Raw genomic sequence first — 23504 nt, forward strand, 5'->3', positions numbered from 1 at the left:
TCAGACCTTTTCGAAGAAGATGTGGGTAGCGAACGACTGACCTTCGATCGCATAGCGACCTTCTGCAATTTCTGCTCCCTGCCAGGACGGTAGTTCGTTGAAGCCGAACCATGTTGAGGAGGTCTGAGCCGCCCGTGTGCCCGGTTTCGGGCTGGTCCAGTAGCCAAACCCCTGATCCAGCCAGAGCTTGAGCTTGCGGCCGTCCGACATGCCGATTTCCAGTGACCGGGCGTGTGACGCTAGATTTTTTGGCAAAGCTCTTATCACTGCATTCATTCCCCGCTGTTCAAAAGCTGCCTGGATCACCTTCTCTCGTACCGTGGTTTTCTGCCAGTTGTGGAAAACCTGTGACGGCGGCGCAAAGTTGCGACTGTCTTCTGGCACGTCAATCGACACGATCTCGATGGTGGGGTTGTCCCAGCGCTTCTGGTGCATTTCCTTGACGGCACCAATGAAGTCCAGCAGCAAGGCGACGGGCAAGGGCGAGTTCAAGTAGCGGTCGCGGTAGATCACCGTCGTGATGTCTGCATTGCCTTCGAGCAGCTGACCTGACACCTTGTCGTTGAGCCGCTCCAGCAGCTTCCGCCCAAAACCATCAACCTTGCCGTCAAGCTCAGTCTTGATGTCCAGGCGTCCGCCACTGCCCGACGGTTGCACGGGCGGCTTGCTCTGGAACTGGACTGGATCGCCCAGCGCTGCAACTTCCATCAGCCTGGCCCTGACCAGCACACTTGATCCCATCTGGCCCCAGGTTTCGCACGGCAGACCCGTGCTGGTGTCGCGCGCCCCCCAGGCCGTGCAGCCTTGGCCATCCACAACCTCGGCCAGCAGGCCGGTGACTTGACCTTCATGGCGGTGCACGGTCAACTTGCCCCAGCTGCAGATCTGGCCCAGCGCATCCTGCTGTTCGCCCGTCAGCTGATCCAGTGCCGTGGACGGAAGCAGCAGCCTGACTTCGCTCCGTTCGCTCCAGCGCAGCAAATGGCGTTTGAGCACCGGGACTGCAAAGTCCCAGTCGAGCGGGTCACCCTGGCAGTAAAGACGCAGCTCACGGACTCCAGCCCTGGACCATTCACGCGTTATGGCTTCCGGTAGCGGCAAAGTCTCCGCTTTGGAAGCGCTGGGTCCAAAAATCTGGTCTTCGGGCTGCAGCCTAAGCCGCTGCATCCATTCTTGTGTCAGGAACTTTGTCGCGGCAAACCGATCCAGTTCAGCCAGTCGGAAGCGGGTGTCGTAGTCCAGCAGGCAATGCTGGCAAGCAGATTGGCAGTGACCTGAGCAGTGCAGCAGACTGTCACGCGCTTGCTCCAGCAGTTCGGGCAGGCGCTCCGTGACTGACGAGCAATACCCTGCTGCGGAGTTGTCGTACAGGACTATGACATGGCCCTCCTGCTGTTGCATTGGGTGCCGGATCGGCTTGACGTCACATCCGATCTCGTCGATCTCGACACCTAGGCTGGCGGCGATAGCTGAGCGCAGTGCGACGGCAATCGTGAAGGCAGCTATCTTTTCTGTAATCGGCAGTCCATCAAGGCCGTTGAGCTGCAGCTCGATTACGTCTGTGACCTCTTCCAGACCGAGGTGCAGATGCGGCTTGATCGCATATGGGTTGTGGTTGTGGCTGCCCTTGCACTCGGCCGTTGTTTCGTCCTTCCCCTTGTCGCCACGCAAGCGCTTGTGTGACTTACGGAACAGAGCTGGCAGATGGCCCATACCGGTCTTGTCTTGGGGGTGGGGATACAGCGGCATCGGTTCAGCCCGGCCGCATTCAAGGCAGATGGCATAGCCTTTGTCGTTGGCACCACTTGAATGGTTGAAGACCCGCCCCGTCGGGCTACTGCGGAACTTGCCGAGCGATGGGTTTGACAGAGCCTGCCAGGGGCCCTCGGCGTTCACCCAAGGCTTCTTGATTGGCACGAAGCTCTGTGAACTGACATCGGTGTGGATCGGGGCGTAGAGATCTACCGCAAAACCTGCCGGCTCGAGGTAGGTAAAACGCTCGTTATCGTCAAGTGTTTCACCACAAGCCTCGCAGCGTTTATGCCCATCGCGTGTGATCTCGGTACCGCTTGCACCACAATGGCTGCACCGCCAGGCTTGACGGATGCTCTGGATTTGCTTGATGTCAAACGACGCCGGTGCATGCCAGTTGAGCGTGACACCCGCCGAGCGGTAGACTTGGCCGTCGATCACCACATCGGAACCTGGAGCGTACTCGCGCAATGCCGTGACAGCATCGCGGCTGGGCAGGTCGCGCCTCAGCATGCGGTTGTCCTCACGCTCCTGCTTCTTTTGATTTTTTTCCTTCTTGAGTTGCTCCAGGTTGAGCGTGTCAAACGAGGTGATGTTAGTCGGAAAGCCGTACCCGGGCAGGAAACCACCGCTGGCGAGCTCCCGCAACAGGTACTCGTCAGTCAGGCGTTTGACCTGGATGGACAGGGCACGGAAGGCGGGTTCATTGGCCTGTTTCTTCTCGTCAAAGTTGCTCAGCTGCGTCTTGACCCCAAAATATTCGCCATACCAGCCTTCCAGCATCGCTTCCATCATCTTGGCTGCTTCGCAAGCGAGCGTGGACAGCGTCACCCCACCATCGAAGCAGGTGTTGCGCAGCAGCATGCGCAGGCCGCTGGTCAGCCTCTCACCCTGCTGTGGCTCGAAGCAGCGGAGCTTTGCGATGAACTCGTCAGCCTTGGACTCGCCCTTAGGTAGTGCCCACCAGGCCATGTTTAGCCGGTTGAGGTCGCCTTTGCCGCCAACTTGCTCCAGCTGCTGCCAGAGGAAGCTGGCCAGCCACATGGCGTTGAGGTGGCGCTGAACGATGATCGGGCTTTCGAGCTTGATGACGGGCGCCGGCAGCTGGGTGACGAAGGGCCACAACGGTTGGCCGAACACCATCTGGTCATGCGGGTTGTTCTTGCACACCGTCAGCGCGACCGAGCGGGTTTCGCCGCGGCGGCCGGCGCGGCCGGCACGCTGCAGGTAGTTGGCCGGGTGCGGCGGCACGTTGTTCATTGTCACGGCACTGATGCCACCGATGTCAACACCCATCTCCATCGTGGTCGAGCAGCTCAGCAGGTTGATAGTGCCTTGCTTGAAACGGTCCTCATAGTCCTGCAGCACCGCTCCGGACTGCTGTGCCGAGTGCTCGGCCGTGCGGTAGTAACGCACCCCTTCAACAATTCGGTCGTTGATATCCGACCAGATGCCTTGTTCACGCAGCTGCGCCACGCCAGGGTCTTTTGCAAGCCAGGCGCGGGCCGCGCCGATGCGTTGTTCCTGAGTCGGAAAATCGTCCTTGATGCCAGGCCACTTCGGAATCCTGATGCTAGGACACTCGATGGTGGACGCTTTGCGCTTGTGCCCGGGCAGGTAGGGGGTCAGGCCGCGCAGGGTCACATCGAGCACGCGGCGAGTCACCGGGCAGGTCCAAGCCTGGTCGACAAGACCGAAGGCCAGATCATCGAGCGCCAAGTAACGGCCGTCGGTCGCTTTGCGCAGCAATTCGAGACGAACCAGCTCATCCCAGACCGCACGCAGTATCGAGTCGATGGAGTCGCGGCCACCATCGCTCTCGGGATCCTTTTGGCAAGCGGCAGCCAGCAGTCGGACCATGCGGTTTTGCAAACCAACCTTGTGGGTCTGTGGCCAGCGTCTGTAGATTCCGACGGCCTTATCCTTGCTCTCTGGTGAAAGGAACTTGGCGCTCACGGTTTTCTTGCCGATCCATTTCTGCCAGTCGCTACTGAATTCCAGACAGGACATCTCGCGCACCACGAAGTCAAGCGTGAGCTTGAGCAGCTGTCGCCACTCCTCCACGCTCATCTGGGTATGAATGCGTACTTGGTCCGGCACGCCGTTCACACGATCAAGCTTGGGATACTGCACCGCGACCAGGCCCAGCGTCTCCAAGCTGTTGCCACGCTTGGGGCGGCGGGAAAACTCGCGAAACAGGAAAAGTCTTGCCAGTTCCAGTGCCCCTGAATCACCTTCGAATTGGGCGGGATTAATCTCCCGGTAGTACGAAAGTGTCCAGCACCAGATATCCATGTCGTGCATGGCCAGTTGCTTGGCCAAGGCCTCAAAAGTGATGACCTTGGGTGCCGATTCCGCTGCTACCTGCTGCTCCAGCACCGCTATCGTCGGTGCAAGCTGCGGGTTGTTCATGGCTTTGAGCATCTGAATCTGCTGGAACAGGTCCGGTGCCATGTTGTTGGTAGGCGTCTGAGCTGCAGCCAATAATCGGTAAACAGCAGACCGCAGGCTATTGCGTTCCGAGTCCCGCTGCAGCGTGGCTGCCATGCGCGCCGTGCCCTGGCGGCTGTCGGTGAAGGTGATCATGCGCCGCCCGCGCAAGGGCTTGTTGAGTGCATCGTCACCATCCGGACAGAACTCCAGCACGGTCGGGATCACCTGCATCAGCAGGAAGGGTGCACCTAGGCGCGCCGGCCGGAACATCAGCTTGCCCTGCCCGTGATGGCCTCCACATTCAGGGCAGGTGAGCTGCTCCTCCTTCATCTCCTTGATCCGTACATTGACCTTGGGCAGGTCGGTATAACTGTTCAGGATCCGGGTGCCGATGTCGATGGTGGCTTCGCCCGTCTCCTGCAGATGCCTATTCGCAATCAGGACCAGCGGCGAAACCTGCTGGCTTCTCTCCTGCTCGACCAGATCCTCCGTGGCCTCTAAGGGAGCGACATGCTCGGAGTCCTCTTCTGCGATGGCTTCCAGCTTGAAATCGTCCGTCATCTCCAGGTTGTCCTGAATCACGGTCCAGCTACCGCTCTGGCTATCTGTGACGATCCGGGCCCAGAGATAGGTCTCGTTGCAGTCGTTGCACGAGCGCAGCTCGTAGACGGGCGCTCCGCATACGCAGGTCTGGCGTTCCTCGGTGTAGATCGCTCCAAAGGCCCAGTCCAGGGAATCCAGTGCGGTTCCAGCGCGACAGCTGCATTGCGGGTTACTGCAGGCCCACAGACCAGCCAGGATGTTGTGGAAGGCATGCAGACGCAGCGGCAAGAACGGCACGTGCTCATTTTTTTGCAAATGGCGCGAACGCGTCAGCAGGTCCAGCCAGCGCAGAGCCAGCTGCTGGATCTGTGGCGCATGGTGGTCGCGCTGTCCCACCAGCACACTGCAGACGTCGCGCAAGAGGCGCGCCGGTTGGCCACCCTGATGGGGCACGAACAGTCGCCGGATTGCATTTGCTGTCTGGTTGGCACAGACCGCCTGATAGCGCGCTGTTTCATCCTCTGGCGGGATCGCTTCAAGCGCCTCCAGAGCGGCGCTGAGATAGTCATCGTCGCCTACCGGGAGTTCGGGCACCTGGCGCTCGCCGGCCACCACATGCACGCGATCCAGCCCCACGCCCGCCAAGCCGGCCAGGAACTCCTTGAGCTTCTGGCCCGCTTCACCCTTAGGGTCACCGATGGTGGCTGACGTGGCCACGAAGCGTACCTCGTTGGAATCGACCCCGAAGCCGTGCAGCACGCGCCGCAGCAGCAGTGACAATTCTGCTGCCTGAGAGCCGATGTAGCTGTGCGCTTCGTCAAGCACGATCCATTTCAGCTTACCCTTGGACTTCTCCAGGATCGGGGCATCCTGTGACCGCACCAGCATGTATTCGAGCATGGTCGCGTTGGTCACCAGGATCGGGGGCGGCGAAGCACGCAGCGCCTGACGGTCAAGTACCTGATTCGGGGTCTGAGCCGTGAGGTGAGCGGGACCGGGCTTCTCGACGGTATTGCCGTTGTAGAGACAGAAGCGGACATCCCCTCCGAAGGGGCCGGTCCAGGCATGCAGGCGTTCCTGCTGGCTCTGGATCAGGGCATTGAGCGGATAGAGGAAGAGGGCACGCACCCCTTCGATCGGACCCATGCACGAATCAGCCTCGCGTGCGAGCTGGTCCAAGATCGGGACCATGAAGCATTCGGTCTTGCCCGAACCCGTGCCGCTGGTAACGATGACCGACTGGGGCTGCTGCTCGGCCAGTAGTTCCCAGGCCTCAAGCTGGTGGCGGTAGGGTCTGGCATCACGCGCAAAGCGGTAGTTCGAACCCTGACGGCCAGCCGGACGGTCGAGCGCGTCGATCAGTCGTGGCGAAAGCAGGCTCGGGGACAAGTTGGCCAGAGTCTGCTCAGCCGCCTTCCAGCCAAAGGTGGCCTCGAAGACAGGCTCGCCGACAAAGCAGCCCGGTTGCCCGAGGTCGACCGAGAATCGCTCGCTCAGGTACTGGCGCAGGGCCGGATTGGAGAAACCCAGCCGACTGACGGTCGCGCGTGCAGCACGGGTTGCCAGCTCGGGCAGGAGGGTCGAGAAGTAAGCGGATGACAAAGAGGTTTGACTCATGAGTGCTAAATAATTGGTATGAAAGTCACTGCTCCGTGATGACGGGCAGCTGGACCAGGCCGTCAATGCTCATGCAGACCTTGAAAGCCTGGCGGTAGGCCTGCTCGAACCAGATAGGGTCGAAATCCCGGATTTGTTTGAGTGCCAAGCGACTGCGTGGGTCGGACCACCACTGCCGGCTGGTCGAGGTCGCCGCCCACAGCGCACATAGCACCGGCAGGTTGGCGACCGAAAATTTGCGGTCTTGCGGTTGAGGCCAGAACAGCTTGCTGAAGTAAGGCAGGAGCCTCTGCTGATTCGTCGTAGAGCAGGTCTTTACAAAGGCTGGCCAGGCATGCTCGAGTACGAAATCCCTGCCAGGCCAGGCAGAGATTTCGCGATCCGCGTTGACCAGGAATAGCTGCGAATTAACCAGGGAATTTCCGCCATCCCACAGCTGTCGAATAAAAATGTTGGGGGCATCCCTGCTGCGAGACATGGCCAGCTCCGTCAACAGCGGCGACATCGAGTCCGTGGCGGCAAAAACGACTGTGTCGATCAAGGGTCCCAGACTCGGTATTTCGTTTCCAAGCAGTCTGAGACGACTCATCAAGGTGGTATTGAAAACCGTCTTGCACAGCTCAGGCGGTAACTGGTCAGCCCAGCGCAGCCACAATGCTCGACTGACTTCGCAGAGATCTTCCACTGTCGTCAGCTCCGGCATCCAGCCGGTTTCGCGGTGCAGCCGCCGCAGTGCTGCAGCCAGCTCGGCGTCGGACAGTTCGGAACGCAGCAGGAATGACAGCACCGCCTTGGGTTGTTTGGCGAGCATGCGCCAAACATCGAGTGCCGTCAGCGGCAGGTGGTGGAAGGTTTGCCAGATGCTATCGATCAAGGGCCAGGACTCGTGCCGATGGTCTTCGCTCATGGCCTTCAAGGCCGAATGTATGCTGCTCCGGCGCATCTCAGAATCCGCCTGGGACATCGCATCGGGCAGGTTCTTTACCTCAACGGCTTGCTCGCTGTCATCGGTGCTCTCTGTGTCGGGATTGCGGGCCTCGACCCAGATCAGCGGGCGGAACAGTACCGCCGAATCGGAGGCTGGGTAGACAAGCCAGGGCGCAAGCTCTCGCGTCATTCCTTCGGCCTCCCAAGATCCCGTGTGTACCCCTTCGGATCGCACCGGGTTCAATCCCAGAGGCGTTGTCTCGGGCTGGGTCAAGGGGCAGGCCAGTATCCGTGTTTGCTCCAATTCCTCTACCGGTATAAGTCCCAATGCCTCTGCAGGAAACCGCAACTGCCCGTCTTCTGACCCGAGCGTCGTGCTGTAACGCCCGACCAGGATTTCACAGCTGCTCTGCCCGCCGGCCAGCAAGCTGATCCTGACCTTGGCGTCTAGGTCATCGAACAGGCCCAGCAGAGACTCGATTTGTTGCTGATAGTCGAGCAAGCGGATCTCGGCACGGCCTACGCCAGGCAGCATGGGCACGGGCAGGCGGCTCGATACTTGCTGTTTCCCGCTTCCAAGGGTCTGCTGTACTTCGTAACGGCTGGGCTGATCCGGATTGGTGTCGAAGATCTGCAGCCGCATGCCGATCAATTCGCGCAGGGTCACAGTTTCCTGTTCCTGCATCACCGAACCATCGGCATGCAGGAAGCGTCCCCCGCTGACAGGGTAAGGCACGGTCAGCGTCAGCTCGTGATTCATACCCGGCCAGCGGACATGGACACGGAACTCCACTGGTGGCGTACCCTGGGATGACAAATCAATTCGGACGTTGTCGGAGCCTTCCTGGCTCAGGGTTGCCGTCACGTTGACGGGGACTTCAGCGGCAAGCTCCACAGGCCCCCAGTGGCGAAACCGCACTTGCGCGACACCTAGGGCTTGCCCTGAGCAGTATTCGATCCGTGCCTCGGGCGGCAGCATGAAGATTCGCTGCCGCGCCACCATCTCGCCCTCGTCCATGATGTGCACCTCGACCGGCCCACGCGCCTCCCGAGGCTGAAGCGTTTCCTGGCTGCCGATGCGCCGCCATTGCTGGTCTGATTGCGGGACGACCTTCAGCCCTTCCTCGCTCGCACGAAATAGGCGGGGCTGTTGAGTGTGACGAAAGACCGAACGCCCGCAGGCCTCAGTCAGGCGCATGCCCTTCCACTGATAGATTTGACCGGGTTGGCTAACCTGTCCAAGGCGGACCCGAAAGGCCAGTTCGGCCGATACGATCCGGGCATCGGATTTCAGACTGTAGATCTTCCTGGTCGGCAAGCCCGGACCGTGCAATTCCCCGACCAAATTTGCCTCTTGCGCTCCCTCAATCACCCATCCCGGCGCCAGGGCCACCCAGGCATTGGCGTGCGGCAAGCGCGCACCGCCTACTGCTGCCAGCACCGGATGCCCGGTGTCGCTCTCGACAAAGATCCAAGGATCGTCTTCGGCGAGGGCACTGCCACCTTCGATGGTGCAGGGTTCTCCATGATCTCCTGTCTGGGAGCGCAGGTACAGCTGGATCTCGGTTATGGCGGACGGACCGCGCAGCACCCACTTGCGGACGTTGAGGACAGCCATCGGTTCCGACGCTCCCAACACCAATCTGCCATCGGTGCAGGGCTGTCGCATATCGGCCAAAAAGTCGATTGTGAAGTGACGGGGAATCTCTTCATTGCGCAAACCGAACAGGCTGGCCAAACTTTCAACTGGAATCCGTCCCGGATAGCTCAGATGCGACTCGAGAGAGAAACAGCCAGCATCCAGACCTTTTACCAGTCTGCGCTCGGCCATGAACAGCCCATGGGTCGAACCTGTACCCTGGGCTGCTGCCTCGCGCACTAGCCCTGTAAGCAGGGTTTGCGCCGCTTCGCTCTCAAGCGATACCGGAAAACGGCGACGCCAGGTCGGCAGCGTGCTATCGAGAGATGCGACCGGGTCTGCAACACCCTCTAGCTGATACTCTTCCTTCAAATGGAGCGCTGCCTCGACAAATCGGGCCAGCAGATCGGAAATCTGAGATTGGCGATAGGCGTTGGGCAGAAGGTGCATTCGCTCATGGATGGCATCCAGCACTTGGGTGCTTCCCCAGTGATATCGGTTCGCCAGCTTGAGGACCTGACTCATCAACAGGGCAACAGGACCCTCACCGTGAGCAAGGAGGCGCATCGGGATACCCCCGTTGACCACGATGGCACCGATGTAGGCCCTGCCTTTGTCCAGAGGGCGCAGATGCCAGAAAGACAGCCCCCTGGCCACGAACTCCGACCGAAGCTGAGGGGGGAAACGATCAGTCTCAGCGCCCAGGCTTTCCAGGAGTGGTGCCCAGCTCCAGGGACCGCCGCCGTACTCATGCTTCCACCATTCCGAGGCGTAAAGCACGAAAGCCGCAGGGGGTGCTGTCCATCGCCTAGGCCCCAGACTCAGTGAGGCAAGTAGCTCGACACCCCCAGCAGAGGCAATCGTTTCAGAGAGTTTGCATCGAAGTGCTTCGTACTCCTGCTGACTCAGGTCATAAGAAAACAACAACCTGCCGTCAGGATTCAGACCACGATCCTTCAGGAATGAAAGCAACCAATTTGAGAGGGAATCAAGTTTCATCTGATTTTTAAAGCTTTGAAATCAATGGTTGTGGTGCTGCTCATGCTTAATCCTTGTGCAAGGAGTTTTGTCGGGTGGGGTCAGTTCGACAACTGAGCTTCAGCTAGCCCGGGAGTTCTTCTTTCGTGAAAGGCAGGTCGCGTCGTTTGTCAGCATGGGGCAAGTTCATACTGACGATTCCATAAGCCGCAACTTCTCCGCTGCCAATGCCTTGACATTGACATCCGTGTCTTCTAGCAACATCTTCAGCACGCTGGGTTGAATTCCAGGGTTCAAAGCTGCTGCTACTCGGCTCAAGACATGAGATGACTTGGCAGCTGAGGCAATCGCCTTTTTGTCATCCGCATGCGGCATCAGGTCGAGTCTTTGCAAGGCAGCTCGAATTTCTTCCTCCCCGAGGGACTCTGCTGAGAACGGAAGGGGCTTACTGAAAAGCGTTTCCTGAACTTCATGCCATAGAGCATCACGGATCGCTTGAGCTTCATTTTTCGGAAAATTCGCATTGGATGACACCGCCCAGCGAATGATCCAGACCCCGCTCAAAGCCATTGATCGCAATCGATCTAGCGGCGTCTTGGGATGCATGGCCAACTCCATCGTTTGAATCAAAAAAGTTTTAACTTGGTCAGCAATTGATTCCCCAGCCAACTTCTTCTCATACCAAGTCTTTGCTGTGTATTTATTTATGCCGCCGTTTTTGTCGCAAATATCGAGAAGGTCGTGAGGTGCAAAATAATTACCCCGGATTTCATAAAATTTAGTATTTTTGCGCTTTATTAACACCTCGCGCATTAGTGTCTCCGAGATGATTGGATTTTGGAGTGCGTTCGAGACGATGCGCTCTTCTGAGTCATGAGCTAATTCCTCAAGGAGTTCAGGAGGAATATCGGGATGCACGGCAATCCTTCTCCTGCACTCTGGAAATTGGGACAAGGCCATGAAAACAGTATGTGGAATTGATGGCCGATCTAAAATAATATCCAACGAAAATTGGTTAAATCCGGTGAAATGTGTACCCAAATCCTTAGCCACTAAATTCAATACTTTTTCGTCAAAAATTTCTTTTATGCAGCTTGAAGGAAGATTACTTCCTCCTGCTTCAAAAAATCTTGTATAAAAATCTTCAGAAAAGCCACCCATTTGAAATGCTGCGTATCGAACATCATTATCCTGATCCATGGCCAATTTTTCACGGAGGACGATATCAATATCTTTTCGCTCAGCTATTGCAAGCCGTACTGAAACTTCTGTGTCGTCAGCAAGTAAAGCCAGCACATTTTTGGGGCTATCTTGCCTCTTAGCAATTGCTACTCGGACCGTGGCTTCTGGATCTTTCTCAAAGCCCAACAGTAAATCTGATGGCGTCTGCTGGGCCCATGCAATAGCCCCTCTTAAATTAGCTGACTTAGAAATGAGAAGTTGTTGTAAAACAGCTTTATTTGTAACAGGATTTTCAATGATTTCACGATGAACATTAAATGGCCAATCAGATTTACGCTCCAATTTGGCCAGCTTAATCAAAACAGATACGGGCGTATTTGGATTGCGGGCTAATTCTTGCGCCATCGGCCATAGATTTTTCTCCTTTGAAATGACCTCAATCAACTCTGCTGGGCAATTTTTAAGGCGGCAGACTTCCCGTTTGAATTCCGCATCTTGAGAAATTAATTGTTTCAATAAAATTTGAATTTTGGCTGATCTTTCAGCCGAATCACATGTTTGTGTACTGGCAAAATAAGAAATTTCTGCCAACAATCGAACTTGCTTATTTTTATCCTGAATAAGTTGCTCGAGAACACTCAACGGGACGTGGGGATGAGTTGCAGCACGTTTTCGTGCGTCGGTCTTCAGATCTAGTGCCCACTGAGTAATTTCCGTCATCTCATCTTTGTTGCAGATTTCGGCAAGGATTTCCTGTGCGGCTTGCGGTAAAGACGAAATTTTCAAAAACCGCTGAGCTGACGATTTACCTTCAACAGCGTGCGCCAATTGAATCAGCCCCTCAGAGGGCATATCAGGGTGATGCATCAACTGATCTAGAAAGCCACTCCATTTGGCATCTGAAGGCTTGGTCTGACCCGCTGCAATCCGGAGCTTTTCAGGCAACTCAGGATCAAGATCTGTCCGCACGCGTGACAGCCAGTTTCTTTGTGCAACAGAATTTTTTTGCGTATCAAACAACGCCTCCAACAACTTGAGAGGTGTCCCTTTAAACCCAGAAATCCAGTCTCGAACAATGGATATTTTCGAATCAATCAGTCGTTCAAAACCAAACGACACATCCGCAAAAAACTCTTCTAAATAAGGCTCTTTCAAGACCTTGTAGCCTTGTTCCACACGTAAATAGCCCAGACGCTCTTTAAGATCAAGATGCGACCACCAAGACGTTCCATACCACTCCCATGGCCTGACCCCTTTTGCTTTGATTTCCTGCTGCAACAACTGAACAATAGAGCCCCAATCCACCGCAGTAGACGTTTCAGCCAGCAACTCCGCTTGACGATCTTTGATTTGTGCCTTTGCTTTTTCAGTTATTTCTGCTTGAGCCGATACAAGCCTGTGAGGATCTTTCTTCAACTTTACGATCAGATTTGTTGGAAGTGAGGTGTTCCTTGCAATCGCAAGCCTCTCAGCCCAATCCACAGAGTTTGATCGCTTAATCAGCACGTCGGGTGGTGTTCGCGGATTGGCTAAACCCAGCAATCTGGCAGACCTCAGTGCACTCGATGCAAACTTCGCTTCCATACCCTCTGGAATTAAGAGCAACGCACTTTGGTCTACGCCAGCCCGAGGTTCACACAGAAATTCAAAGGCATCCTGTCTCCAATCTTTAGATTCGGGCCACTGAGTTATCCATGATTTTTCAGCAGCCAACTCTAGTACAGTTAGCGGGATACGAATTGACCAAATGAACTGAGCGATAAAAACGGGCCATTTTGGATGCAATTCTTCAAAACGTCTTCTATAAACCAATTCGGCGACATCGGATGGCAAACAAGGGTTTTTTAATAATGCTCTGTCAAGTGAGTCATTACCTTCCATAATGTATAGATTGATCCACTCAGTTGGTGTGCTTGGGTTTGCTGCAAGCAGCAGCTTCGTTGCCGCCTTTGCAACCTTGGCGATCTTGCTTAATTCCTCTGATGATGCCCTGGGATCGGCGCCTTGCTGGGAAAGTTCTTCCAATCGTTTGAGAGCAGATTTCCGGATTGCAGCATTTTTTTCTTGAGCCAATACTTCAAGAATTTCACGGGGCAAACGCCAGGCTGCTATCACTGCTTCGCGAACCATGGGCGATGAATCTGAGGCTAACGCAACCGCTTGCTCAGTGCTAAGGTTGACATTGCCTGCGGCAGCAGCACGTACAGCGGCTTGCTTGTCCTTGACAAGTGTTTTGAATAACTCATCAGGGCAATATGGATTGGAGGCTACCTCTGCTCGAACATAGAGACTGGTGTCAGAGGCCAAAGCCTCTAAAAGCTGCGGCGCATTCTCCAAATAACTTGCCACAAGTGCTCGAACATTCGAACTTGAATGTTTGGCCAGTTCATCTTCATGGCCACGGATCGCACTCGCCACAACCATTGATAAGTGCACGTCAGACACCATTACACGGCAATCCAAGCTCAGCCATGCCCAGTGTGCTGAGGTGATCATGTCCCGTTTCCAGGCAGACAAAACCTCGTCAGGCTTTACCTCTGACAATGCCTTTTTCACCTCAGCAATGTAGGCTTGCTCCAAATCCAGAGTATCAGACTGCGTCCCTCCTTTAGCCTCAGCACGCCCTCTGGATGCGTCCCCCACTGAGCCCTTTCTTTGTGCCAATGTCTTGATAATTTCTGAGGGAGTGCTTGGGTTCATCGCCAATGCAAGCTGCTCATCTTCGTTACCACGCTTAAGGGCCCACTGCATAAAGCACACCGGACATTCAGGACGCTTGAGAATGTTTTTCAGCACGCCCCCACCGATCTTGAAAAGCAGCTCAGGGTCTTCCAGCAATAACCAATCAAACGCAGGGTTCTTGAAAAAGTCCCCGGGGAACTGTGGTGCCAAAGCAAGCAGGGCTTCTTTAGGGGTGTTTGGATGAAGAACCACCAACTGCCGAATGGCCTTCTCTCTGCTGTGCGACAACTTTTCTAGCAACTCCTCGCTGGCTTTCGGATGTTTCGCCAACAGACGGTTAGTGGCTTCGTCTTTGTCCAGCAACTCCATTAAACTTTCTGGTGTGGCCTCGGGATCTTGTGCCGGATTTTTTGGCTTGGTCGGCTTAGTATTGGCTAATTTGGGGGCTTTGGTTTTGGCGAGTGGTTTGGCTACGCCCTCTACCGCCCGACCTTCGCCATATGGCGCGCTCTTCTCGGCACCAGCTGAAGGGGCGCTTCCTACTTCCAAGTAGCCTTTGCCAGTTTTCTCAGTAATGACTTTGGCAACATGTCTGCTAGCAGCAGATGCGTCATTAAACACCTTCTCCTGGATTTGTCCATTGGTCCCGGCCTTACCGTACCGAACGGTTACCGTGCTGCCAACCTGAGTGATTTCCCAGAACTTTGACGACTTGTCGTCTTTGAATCCGAAGGTTCTTGTGCTTGTACTGCTCATGATCACTCCGGACTTATTTCGATTTGGTTGGTTGTTATAGTTCAACAGGGCAAGGTCAGCAGGTCTGCTAGGGCATCTTCCGTGATTAGACGGGCACTCCATTTCCGGGCTGTCACAGCCTTACTGCTGGAGAAACCGGCATCCGCCTGACCCAAATAGTGTTTTTTTGGTGCATCACTATTCAAAATCTCCAGAAATCAGACGCCCTGCGGCAATCTCTGCCGGTTTCACATTGGGTCCATTAGCAATCAGTTGCAAATTTTCTTTGCGTATTCGAGTACGACTAACAACTGCAAGCTGGTGCGATTTGTCGCCACACTTGGCAGCCCAATTCTGAAATGAATCTGGACAGTCATCGCGTTTCAGGATGTTCTTTAGAACCCCAACTGGCAGAGAAAACAACAAGTTTGGATCTTCCATCAAGAGAAAATCAAACGCCGGATTGAGGAAGAACTCACCTGCAAATGTGGGCGCCAAGTTCAACAACACTTCTTTTGAAGTTTGCGGATTCCGGGCCACATTGCGTCGGGTAGGTTTATCTGGCGACTGCGCCAGTTTTGCAAGCAACGCCGCACTGGCGTTGGGGTGAAGAGCAATAATGCGATTGATCTTGAATGACCGAAATGCAAAGCTTTCCAATGTGGATAGATCAAGCTCCACGTCCTCAAGCGCCTTCGCTATTTCGGTCTCATCTGCAACGAACGGTTGTAGATCGCTCATTTCTTTAGCGTCATGAGTTCACGGATGGTCTCACTAAACTCCATGGGATTCAGTGAGTCAGGAATGGTGACGTCAAGTTTTTGCTCCTTGGCGTTCATCTCGTAATCGGTGATGTGCACACCTGGCTCCGCTCTAACTGAAGCGTATCCGGATGAAAATTTTCGATCAAATGACCAAATCCAGCCAGCGTCCCCGATATCGGTTGACCATCCCATAGCCAACAGGCCTTTAAGCGCTTTAGATGCGACGGTTGCTCCGACGAGTCCGAAACGATTCTTTTCCGTATCGTCTTTTGCGCGGTATGTCTTGCGAACAAGTTGCGCAAAAGGTTGGATCTGTTTGTTCTTGGCAAACAACTTCTGCCAGCCTGCTATCGACAGCTCGTCCATCAGTAATGGGTGCAGGATGCCTATTGATGACCCGTCGGTTACCTTAATGGGCTTGCCCTCAGCGTCAACAAACCTATTTTCCGCATTGACTATGAATGACGCCGCGATCTTGGTCTTGGTCTTGGATGAGAAGATGCCCCAGACCAATCCCTTGACAAGATTCTGCAACAATGGACTAGCTACAAACAGCGTTTTGAAGTCTGCCCCTGTCCACCTGCGCGAGTTCACCATTGCCAGTTCAAGTCGCTCCAATTGGATTTTTGCGACAGGTCGTAACTCCTTGCAGAGTTCAGACCATGCAGCAGCGGACCCCTTTGCGAGAGCTTTGTCATCATCCTTTCCTGCAGTAGGAAGCGCTTTCACGACAGCGCCGGATGCATCTTTGATCACTGGCTTGAGCTGTGCGTCCACAGAACCTATGAAATACCTGGGCCCATAGTTCAGCTTGATATCACCCTTATCTGACAATCCAAGGTCGGGAACGAGGCGGTCTTCCAGCTGTTGGGGGTTCAAATCGCGGGCGACTGCGATTTTCTGCATCATCTCTTGTGCGCTGTCCAGAACTGACTGGTACTTGTTCTTCTGCGAGATCGCCTGGATCTGACTTAAAGCAACATCAGTCCCGATGGCAGCAAGGATCTCAAGTCCTTTACGTGCTCTGGCAATACCATTCTCACGGGGCCAGTTCCTAATAAAAGGCGTCAGTTTACGAGCGCAAGTATCGTCACCAAGATATGACAGAGAGTCAAAGATCCACTCGCTGTCTTTCTTACCTTTTGCCGCCCATTCCTCAAACGCTCCCCAAGCAAAACTGGCAAGGGACTTTGAATCACAAGCATCGATGACGGAATCCAAAGCTGGTGTTCTGACTTCGGTGCTCGATATCGACATCATGCTCGCAAGGGCATTGATCGCATAAGCAGGAAGTTCCTTATTGTTGGACTTCAACCTTGGAGCAGGATAGACATCGGCACTCCAGAACGTTGGCATTTTCGGGGGAGTAGCCAGCACGAAGTCTGATCTAGGATCCTGGGATAAAGTCTCAGCAATCGACTCAATGACATCGTCACCAAACTGTGCTGCGACACTTTCGATGACTTGTTTGTGACCACTTGATGCCAGGAATCGCAAACTCGCTTCAGCTGCTGCTCGATCTTTGTCCAACTTTGAGACAGCAGCCACCATGAGTCCTTTAGCGCAAGATTCAGGGAACCTCAAAGCCCATTGACGTGCGATACGTGTAATTGGGCCGGAGACTATCCCACGGGACATAACTGATGCGCAGCCGGGCGCATCAACAAATCGAAGAGCGTCTGCAAAGTTGGACGACTTCTTTTGTGCATCAAAGATGCCCGGTAACACAGCTATATCAAATCTAGCGAGGAGGTATAGGATCTCATCTGTATCAATTGGGCGTGTCCTCCAATAGATCTCGATGGCAATTTTCGCCTTTAGCGCCGCCCCATTGCTATTCCAAAATTTAATGAACTCTGCATCACTCTCTGAGTTCCAATTCTTGAACAAAGCGTTGAAGCTGATCGTGCCCTTCTTTTTTAGCAAACCAGACAAGTAATCTTGCTGGGGTTCCTTGTCCGAATCAGAAATTTTTGTGTTTTTATCTGTACCGCTCTTCTTGAAGTACTTTAGTACTGATTCCTTTAAGTTATCAGGCCACTGGATCGTCCCCTGACAGTAATTGATCGATTTTTCAATTTCGCTGATACGCCCGTCAGGAAGGATGACTGGCTTGCGCGTCGAAATCTTAATTGGCCAAGCTCCTTTCTTCAGAATTAGAGGAAGTTCATCGTCGTCTGCAATGTTTTTATTGCTGGTGAACTTAGTCAATAGCGCATCAAACTGCTCTTGCGCTTCTGGGTCGGTACATTCAACCCCAGATCGAAGAAGATCTGAGTTTGCTCGGGCTAATTTTTCGAGTGTCTTTTTGTACTTTACAAACCACTGAAGCTTCAACTTCATCTTCGCTCCACGCTCAAGTAGGATCGTGGCAAGCGGGAGGTTGTCGTCATTGACGGCTATTAACAACTTCATACCCTCAGACGCACTGGGGCTAGCACCTGCTTGAATCAAAAGCATCAAGTTTTCAGGGGACGCATGTGCTGTCGCTGGTTGTTTATTCGAGTCCAAAATTTCAAGATTTGCACCATGGTCCACAAGTAGCCTAACTGACTTGTGGTAGTTGTCACTTCTTACTGCCTTCATTAAGGCCGTTTCGCCATCGTTGTCCTTAATGTCTGGATTGGCTTTGGCATTCAATAAGACTTTTACTCTCAAATGGGCATCAGAGCGATAGCCGCCGATGCCGTGAATCAATGCGGTCTTTTGTGCTTTATCAATAGCATCAACACTGGCTCCAGCCTTGATAAGAAGCTCCATCGATTTGGTGCTATTACAAATCATCAAGGGTGTTTCACCAAGATCATTCACCGCATTCGGATCGGCTTTGGCATCTAGTAATAGCTTTACCTCCGCATCTGTTGAGTGATATTGATTTGCCATGAGATGTAATGCAGTGTTTCCCTCGAAGTCGGATAATTCAACTTTTGCACCCTTTTTCAAAAGCATCTCAACAAGAACCGCTTTTTTATCTGAATATCCTGATACCAGATGCATCAATGCGGACCATTTTTTCTTATCGACAATGTTTAAGTCAGGACGGAATTTCAGAATTTCTTTTGCAACGTCTTCTCTGGTCACGGCATACATCAATGGAGTTCGGCCTCCATTGGTTTCTCCTTCGTCATCGTCTGCCTTATCCTGAAGATTAATGTCTGCTCCTGCTTTCACCAGCAATGAAATACTGGCAGCTTTACCAGATCTACAGCACCAGTGCAATGCACTTTTTCCTTCCGCGTCACAATGAGTCACGGAAGCTTTGGAATCAAGGAGAAATTTAACGGCTTTCGCATGGCCTCTCTCTGCAGCACTCAAAAGAGGCGTCATACCTTTAGCATCGATAGAATCAATAACGGCACCCTCTGCGACCAGCATCGCCATGGTATTTAAAGGGCAATCGGTTATTGATGCGGCCAAGGAAAGCGGCGAGTTGCCTTCCTCGTTTTTTGTATTGACGTCGGCACCAAGCTCAATCAACGTCTGTGCCATATCTAAAGCACGTCCTCGTCCTCTGAATGAAGCATGCAGGGCTTTAGCTGCATTGATATCAGCGCCAAGTTGAATCAGCAGTTTGACAACTTCGAGCGATGGTTCATTGCGCTTGATTTCTTCCGTTAAGGCTGTGTCCCCATTGTTGTTTTTTTGGTTTAGGTTTGCACCTCGATTAAGTAGATTACGAAGTTCATCAAACCTGCGGTACTCTACCGCCACAAATACAGCCGTTTTACCGTCATTGTCAGGAAGATTGATGTCCGCCTTTGCGTCCAGTAATACTTTTATGAAATCTGCACCCAAATCGTATTCCAGTGCTTGCATTAACGGCGAGCCGTAGTATTTTTCTACGATATTAGCATCAGCCCCGAGATCTAACAGCAACTTGAGTTTTTCTTCTTTTTGGTTTAATTCTTTATTGCTGCATAGCTTTATGAGGGGAGTTTTTTGCAAGTAACCCTCATTTTCTATTGGCAAATTAATATCTATGGTAAACGCCTTAGCAATCTCGCGAGCTTGATCCATTTCGGCTACCAAGAAAGTATTGAATTGTTCATAAGTTATTGGCATCACTCTTTTCCTTTAAATTATTTTAGAAAACCTAACAGATGGTTTGTTCGACTCATTAATCGGTAGAGGTTCGGAGACCACCTCACTGTGATAAGCCATTGTCTCCAACTAGCATCCAAGCAAAACAGTTGCCGTAATGGACTTAGGTGCTGATCGACGATTCCAAAAAAATTCTGTTAAGTACCCATAAAGTCAAATTTTTTTCTACATCAAGATATATTTAGAAATTAATCATGGGTTTGTATGTAGAAGCACTTGGAGATCTTCTTCCGATATAACCGCCACACCAAGCTTGCGGGCCTTCTCTGCCTTGCTACTCATCGGAGCAGGATCCGCCAAGACAAGATACGCCAGATCATGGACCACATCGTCCACCAATGAGTACCCGGCAGCAAGCAACGGCGCTTCATAGTCAGCCTTCTTATTGCCGCTTGGTAGCTTGCCGCTGATACATACCTTTTTAGAGCTCGGAGCACTTTTCTCTGGCGCGGGCGAAGATTTGGCTTTCACGGAAACAGGCTTCACTGGGGCAGGCACTGGCTTCGCCGGTGCTTGGGATACCTTTTGGTATGCACCCTGAACGACCTCTTGATATCCATTTTTCAGCTTTTCATGAACCAGCTTTTCAGCATGCTTCCGGGCTGCATCGGTTGTTTCAAATTCTTTTATTTGAGCTTGGCCGTTTATACCGATCTTTCCAAACTTCACTTCAACGCTTTCGGCTATGACATCAACCTCCCAAAATTTGGCTGACTTGTCATCAACAAATTCAAAACGTCGAGCAGAAGCATCTACAGACAAGGGGGTGGTAGCTTTGGACATGGCATTTTCCTTTTGAGGTTTGGACACAATGGAAGTCTGTATTGGTAATTCAAACTTACTGACGGACTCTTGAGAGGTAAAGTTGCCAACCATCTCAATGAGTTGAGCTTCAGATATCACCTGAACACCCAGTTTTCTTGCTTTTTCAGCCTTGCTGCTTCCCGAGTCAGCATCGGCGAGAACAAGGAAATTAAGACCCTTGCTGACCTCATCAACCAAGGCATATCCGATGGCAAGCAAAGGCTCTTGGTAATCAGATTTTTTACGGCCACTGTGCAGCTTTCCGCTTATACAAACTGTGAGCTCAGGCTGTTCGGCAGTTCCATGGGCGGAACCAGTGGTGATGGACACACCTGCATCTAAAAGCTTATCAATAACCTGTGACATCGAGTCAATACCGTCTTGAATCTCAGCGCCGATGCTTGGAACCCCTACACCTGCTGCGAATGAAGCATCACGCAGCAGGCCGCTTCTCCAGGCTGTTAATTCGTCCAAAGCACCATCTGCAGCCGAAATCATGATCTCAACACGCCTTTTACCAAGGTGGTCGAGGCCTAAGGAGCCCAGAAATTGACTCAATGAAAGCTCACGCGTAGCCTCAATGGCGTCCAGGATTGATGTTGCCCGCTTAGCTCCTAATTTGAGGTCACGATCAACGTTGATCAACAAATCTGCCAGTTCATCCCCTCTTTCGCGCAATGTATACAAATCTGCTGCATCAGTCAGATCCAATTTTTCAACCATCGCTTCCAGCACGACATCTCCGACACCCAAAATATCAAGACTTGCAATCCACCTTCGAATTTTTCCTGTCGACTTCTTTTCACAATTCAAATTTCGGCATTCAATGATGACGCCATCATTGCCGGCAACGTTGATCCTGCGCCCAACCTCCCCTCCACAAAATGGACAACAGGCCGGCTGCAAAATGGCTCGGCGATGGGCCGGGCGTTCAGTCACGCGAATGATTTTTGGAATGATGTCATTGGCTTTAACAACCCATACAGAGTCACCAATCGCAACATCTAGCCGGGCGATTTCATCGTAATTTGCAAGAGAAGCATTGGTGATGGTCGTTCCACCAATGTCTACCGCTCGCAACTGTGCGGTTGGATAGAGACCACCCGTGTGCCCACCACTCACCACGACTCCCTCAAGAACAGTTTCTGCACCTGCAGAGTCAAATTTCCAAGCAATCTGCCCTTTGGGTCGCCCTCCCGTGACGCCCAACTCAACTTGTTTTTCAATGGCGTTGATCTTCATCACGACACCATCAATCCAGATCGGTAACTCATTGCGCGTCTGGGCAATGGTTTTAAAGTATTGAACTGCCTCATCTGCATCACTGCAATGGGTATGCGGCATCACGCTAAAGCCTAATTCAGCAAGCCGTGCTGTTTTTTCACTTTCAGTCGCGAAGTTGTAGGGCGTCCCATCACGAGACTCATCTAAATCGAAAGCAAAAATTGTCAAGAAATCAGATTGCAATCCGTTCTTGCGACCCATGATTCCGGTACCGGCATTTCTAGGATTTTTACTTCTTGAAGGATCAATGCGGGTCCAATCTTCAACGGTCAGGATGACCTCAAACCGGACTGCACCGTTGAAGGGACGCCCCTCACTTTCAACCCATACCGGCAAGCCCTTGAATCGCAAGGCATTGGCCGTAATGTCTTCACCTAAAACTCCATCCCCTCGTGAGATGGCTTGAACTAATCGACCATTTGAGTAATAAGCGGCCGCGCTGGCGCCGTCACCTTTGACACTCGCATGAATAGGACCTACATCATTTCTTTGACACCAAGTCCTAAACTCATTTTCAGAATTAACTTTGCTTTGGCTACCCATCGGAATGGAATGTCGCGCCTTGGTCAACATACTCTCCGCTGGAACTTGAGCGCCAACGATCTTCAGTACAGGATCATCCGGTGAATGCTGACGCAACTCATCCTCAAGAGCGTCATACTCAGCGTCATCCATCATGGGCTCACCGCTGTAGTAATAAGCGTGCTTGGCCTTGATGATTAAATTTCGAAGTTCTGTGATGCGGGACATACGAATTTAGCCAGTGTCAATAGTGAAGGTGTGACCGGTTAACGACGACGAGAAGGCGTCTTGGCCGTCGCAGTTGGGGTGATCGCAGTCTTCACAGCTTTTTTACTTGCTGGTTTCAATGGTGCTGGTGAATCCTCCTGGGTCAATTTTTTTGCAACAGTTTTTTGTGGCGTGCGTTGAGCGAGTTTCGGCGGAAGCTTTACAACTTCATCAATCAAAACTTTTGCCGCTTGTTTTTTAGGCACATCGGCAACTTTATTGACTGTTGATTTTTTCTCAGTCAACTTTACGGCGACCGTTGGTACCGACGCTAAATCTGGTTTAGCAGCCTCTTTTGTACTCTTCGTTTTGGCGTTGCTGACATCTGCTGGCAACTGTTTTTTGCTTGGCTTGGGTACTGCCTTGACATCTGGCTTAAGTTCATCTTTGCTCGGTGGCTTTTGCTTTGTGGCAGGCTTGGTATACAGCACCTTGGCAGGTTTCACCTTGCCTGCATCCGATTTCTCTTTCGCTTCACTTTTACCTTTAGCTTTGGGTGTCTGCTCGGCCTCGAACAAGCCCAGGGAAGCTGAAAGGTGGGATCTGGCTTCGTCTGTCAACAACTGGGCATAAGCAGCAGGCATGTAGCCCCCTCTAAGCTTTTCCTGCTTAGCTTTTTCAACCTCTATCGCAGCCACATCTTTGCTAACGTTGATGGACTTCATTTGACTGCTCAGGCGCTTAGCCGATCGAGCACCCCAATGCGCAGTGACGTGGCAAGTGCTTGCTGTAGTGCCAGGGTGGACTGTCACTAAATACACTTTGTCTTCATTCTTTTCTGGTCGCAGACAATGCAAAGCGACTTGAATGAAGTCACCGAGCGTGGGCAATGTGGGAACGGCGCTTGCAACAAACTGAAGTAGCTTGTCCATGCTGTTTTGGGCAAACATCTGCTGCCGGCGCAAAAACAACGGCAGATCAGCAGGCTTCAAGTCACCACAATTAAAGATGAAAAGTTCACCTTCTTTATGCCCACTTCGGACGGTTTGCAAGAAAGAGTCCCACTCGGTTTCGACCCAGGGCGACTCAATGTGTTCGCGACATGACGCCACCAAGATAAGAACGCGAGCAGACTCCAATGCTGTTTCAATAGATTTACCGAACTGTCCCTTACCCACTTCTGCCAGGGATTCTTCACTGAAAAAAACCTTCATTCCTGCGCCTTTGAGCGCGTTGTATACGCCTCGCGCAGCCGTTGCATCTGGCGTAGCTTTGCCATCCTTGCCAGAGTTTTTGAATGAAATAAATACGTCATAGCTCATTTGAGTCGTCCT

7 protein-coding genes are annotated in these 23504 nt (G+C 52.7%); all 7 read right to left on the reverse strand.

Going from position 1 to position 23504, the window contains the following annotated elements; all coding sequences use genetic code 11:
- The 7 genes from B9Z47_RS05405 to B9Z47_RS05435 all read right to left on the reverse strand — a co-directional run bounded on the left by B9Z47_RS05405 (position 1) and on the right by B9Z47_RS05435 (position 23492).
- Entirely contained in the window at positions 1-6345 is a 6345-nt protein-coding gene (locus B9Z47_RS05405; RefSeq protein ID WP_108330239.1) for a DEAD/DEAH box helicase, read from the reverse strand.
- A gap of 25 nt (positions 6346-6370) precedes the next feature.
- Positions 6371-9910, reverse strand: a complete 3540-nt coding sequence (locus B9Z47_RS05410) for an STY4851/ECs_5259 family protein (protein ID WP_108330240.1) — start codon at positions 9908-9910, stop codon at positions 6371-6373.
- 165 nt (positions 9911-10075) lie between these two features.
- A complete protein-coding gene (locus B9Z47_RS05415; protein ID WP_158271623.1) occupies positions 10076-14509 on the reverse strand; it encodes a WGR domain-containing protein in 4434 nt (1477 codons plus the stop codon).
- A gap of 177 nt (positions 14510-14686) precedes the next feature.
- Complete coding sequence (locus B9Z47_RS05420; RefSeq protein ID WP_108330242.1) at positions 14687-15229, reverse strand: hypothetical protein; 543 nt, start codon at positions 15227-15229, stop codon at positions 14687-14689.
- Positions 15226-19314, reverse strand: a complete 4089-nt coding sequence (locus B9Z47_RS05425) for an ankyrin repeat domain-containing protein (RefSeq protein WP_108330243.1) — start codon at positions 19312-19314, stop codon at positions 15226-15228. The genes B9Z47_RS05420 and B9Z47_RS05425 overlap by 4 nt, the downstream gene beginning before the upstream one ends.
- Positions 19315-19545: 231 nt before the next feature.
- Complete coding sequence (gene ligA / locus B9Z47_RS05430) at positions 19546-22191, reverse strand: NAD-dependent DNA ligase LigA (protein ID WP_108330244.1); 2646 nt, start codon at positions 22189-22191, stop codon at positions 19546-19548.
- A 38-nt stretch (positions 22192-22229) separates the two neighbouring features.
- Positions 22230-23492 (reverse strand): toll/interleukin-1 receptor domain-containing protein, encoded by a 1263-nt coding sequence (locus B9Z47_RS05435; RefSeq protein WP_108330245.1) that lies wholly within the window; start codon positions 23490-23492, stop codon positions 22230-22232.
- Positions 23493-23504 lie beyond the last annotated feature (12 nt).

This window comes from Limnohabitans sp. 2KL-1, from assembly GCF_003063435.1.
Taxonomy (GTDB): domain Bacteria; phylum Pseudomonadota; class Gammaproteobacteria; order Burkholderiales; family Burkholderiaceae_C; genus Limnohabitans_A.

What these genes read in the sequence shown, in the direction of transcription:
- B9Z47_RS05420 (WP_108330242.1), bottom strand. Translation starts at nt 15,229, where the DNA reads ATGAGCGATCTACAACCGTTCGTTGCAGATGAGACCGAAATAGCGAAG.
- B9Z47_RS05435 (WP_108330245.1), bottom strand. Translation starts at nt 23,492, where the DNA reads ATGAGCTATGACGTATTTATTTCATTCAAAAACTCTGGCAAGGATGGC.
- B9Z47_RS05425 (WP_108330243.1), bottom strand. Translation starts at nt 19,314, where the DNA reads ATGCCAATAACTTATGAACAATTCAATACTTTCTTGGTAGCCGAAATG.
- ligA (WP_108330244.1), bottom strand. Translation starts at nt 22,191, where the DNA reads ATGTCCCGCATCACAGAACTTCGAAATTTAATCATCAAGGCCAAGCAC.
- B9Z47_RS05410 (WP_108330240.1), bottom strand. Translation starts at nt 9,910, where the DNA reads ATGAAACTTGATTCCCTCTCAAATTGGTTGCTTTCATTCCTGAAGGAT.
- B9Z47_RS05415 (WP_158271623.1), bottom strand. Translation starts at nt 14,509, where the DNA reads ATGAGCAGTACAAGCACAAGAACCTTCGGATTCAAAGACGACAAGTCG.
- B9Z47_RS05405 (WP_108330239.1), bottom strand. Translation starts at nt 6,345, where the DNA reads ATGAGTCAAACCTCTTTGTCATCCGCTTACTTCTCGACCCTCCTGCCC.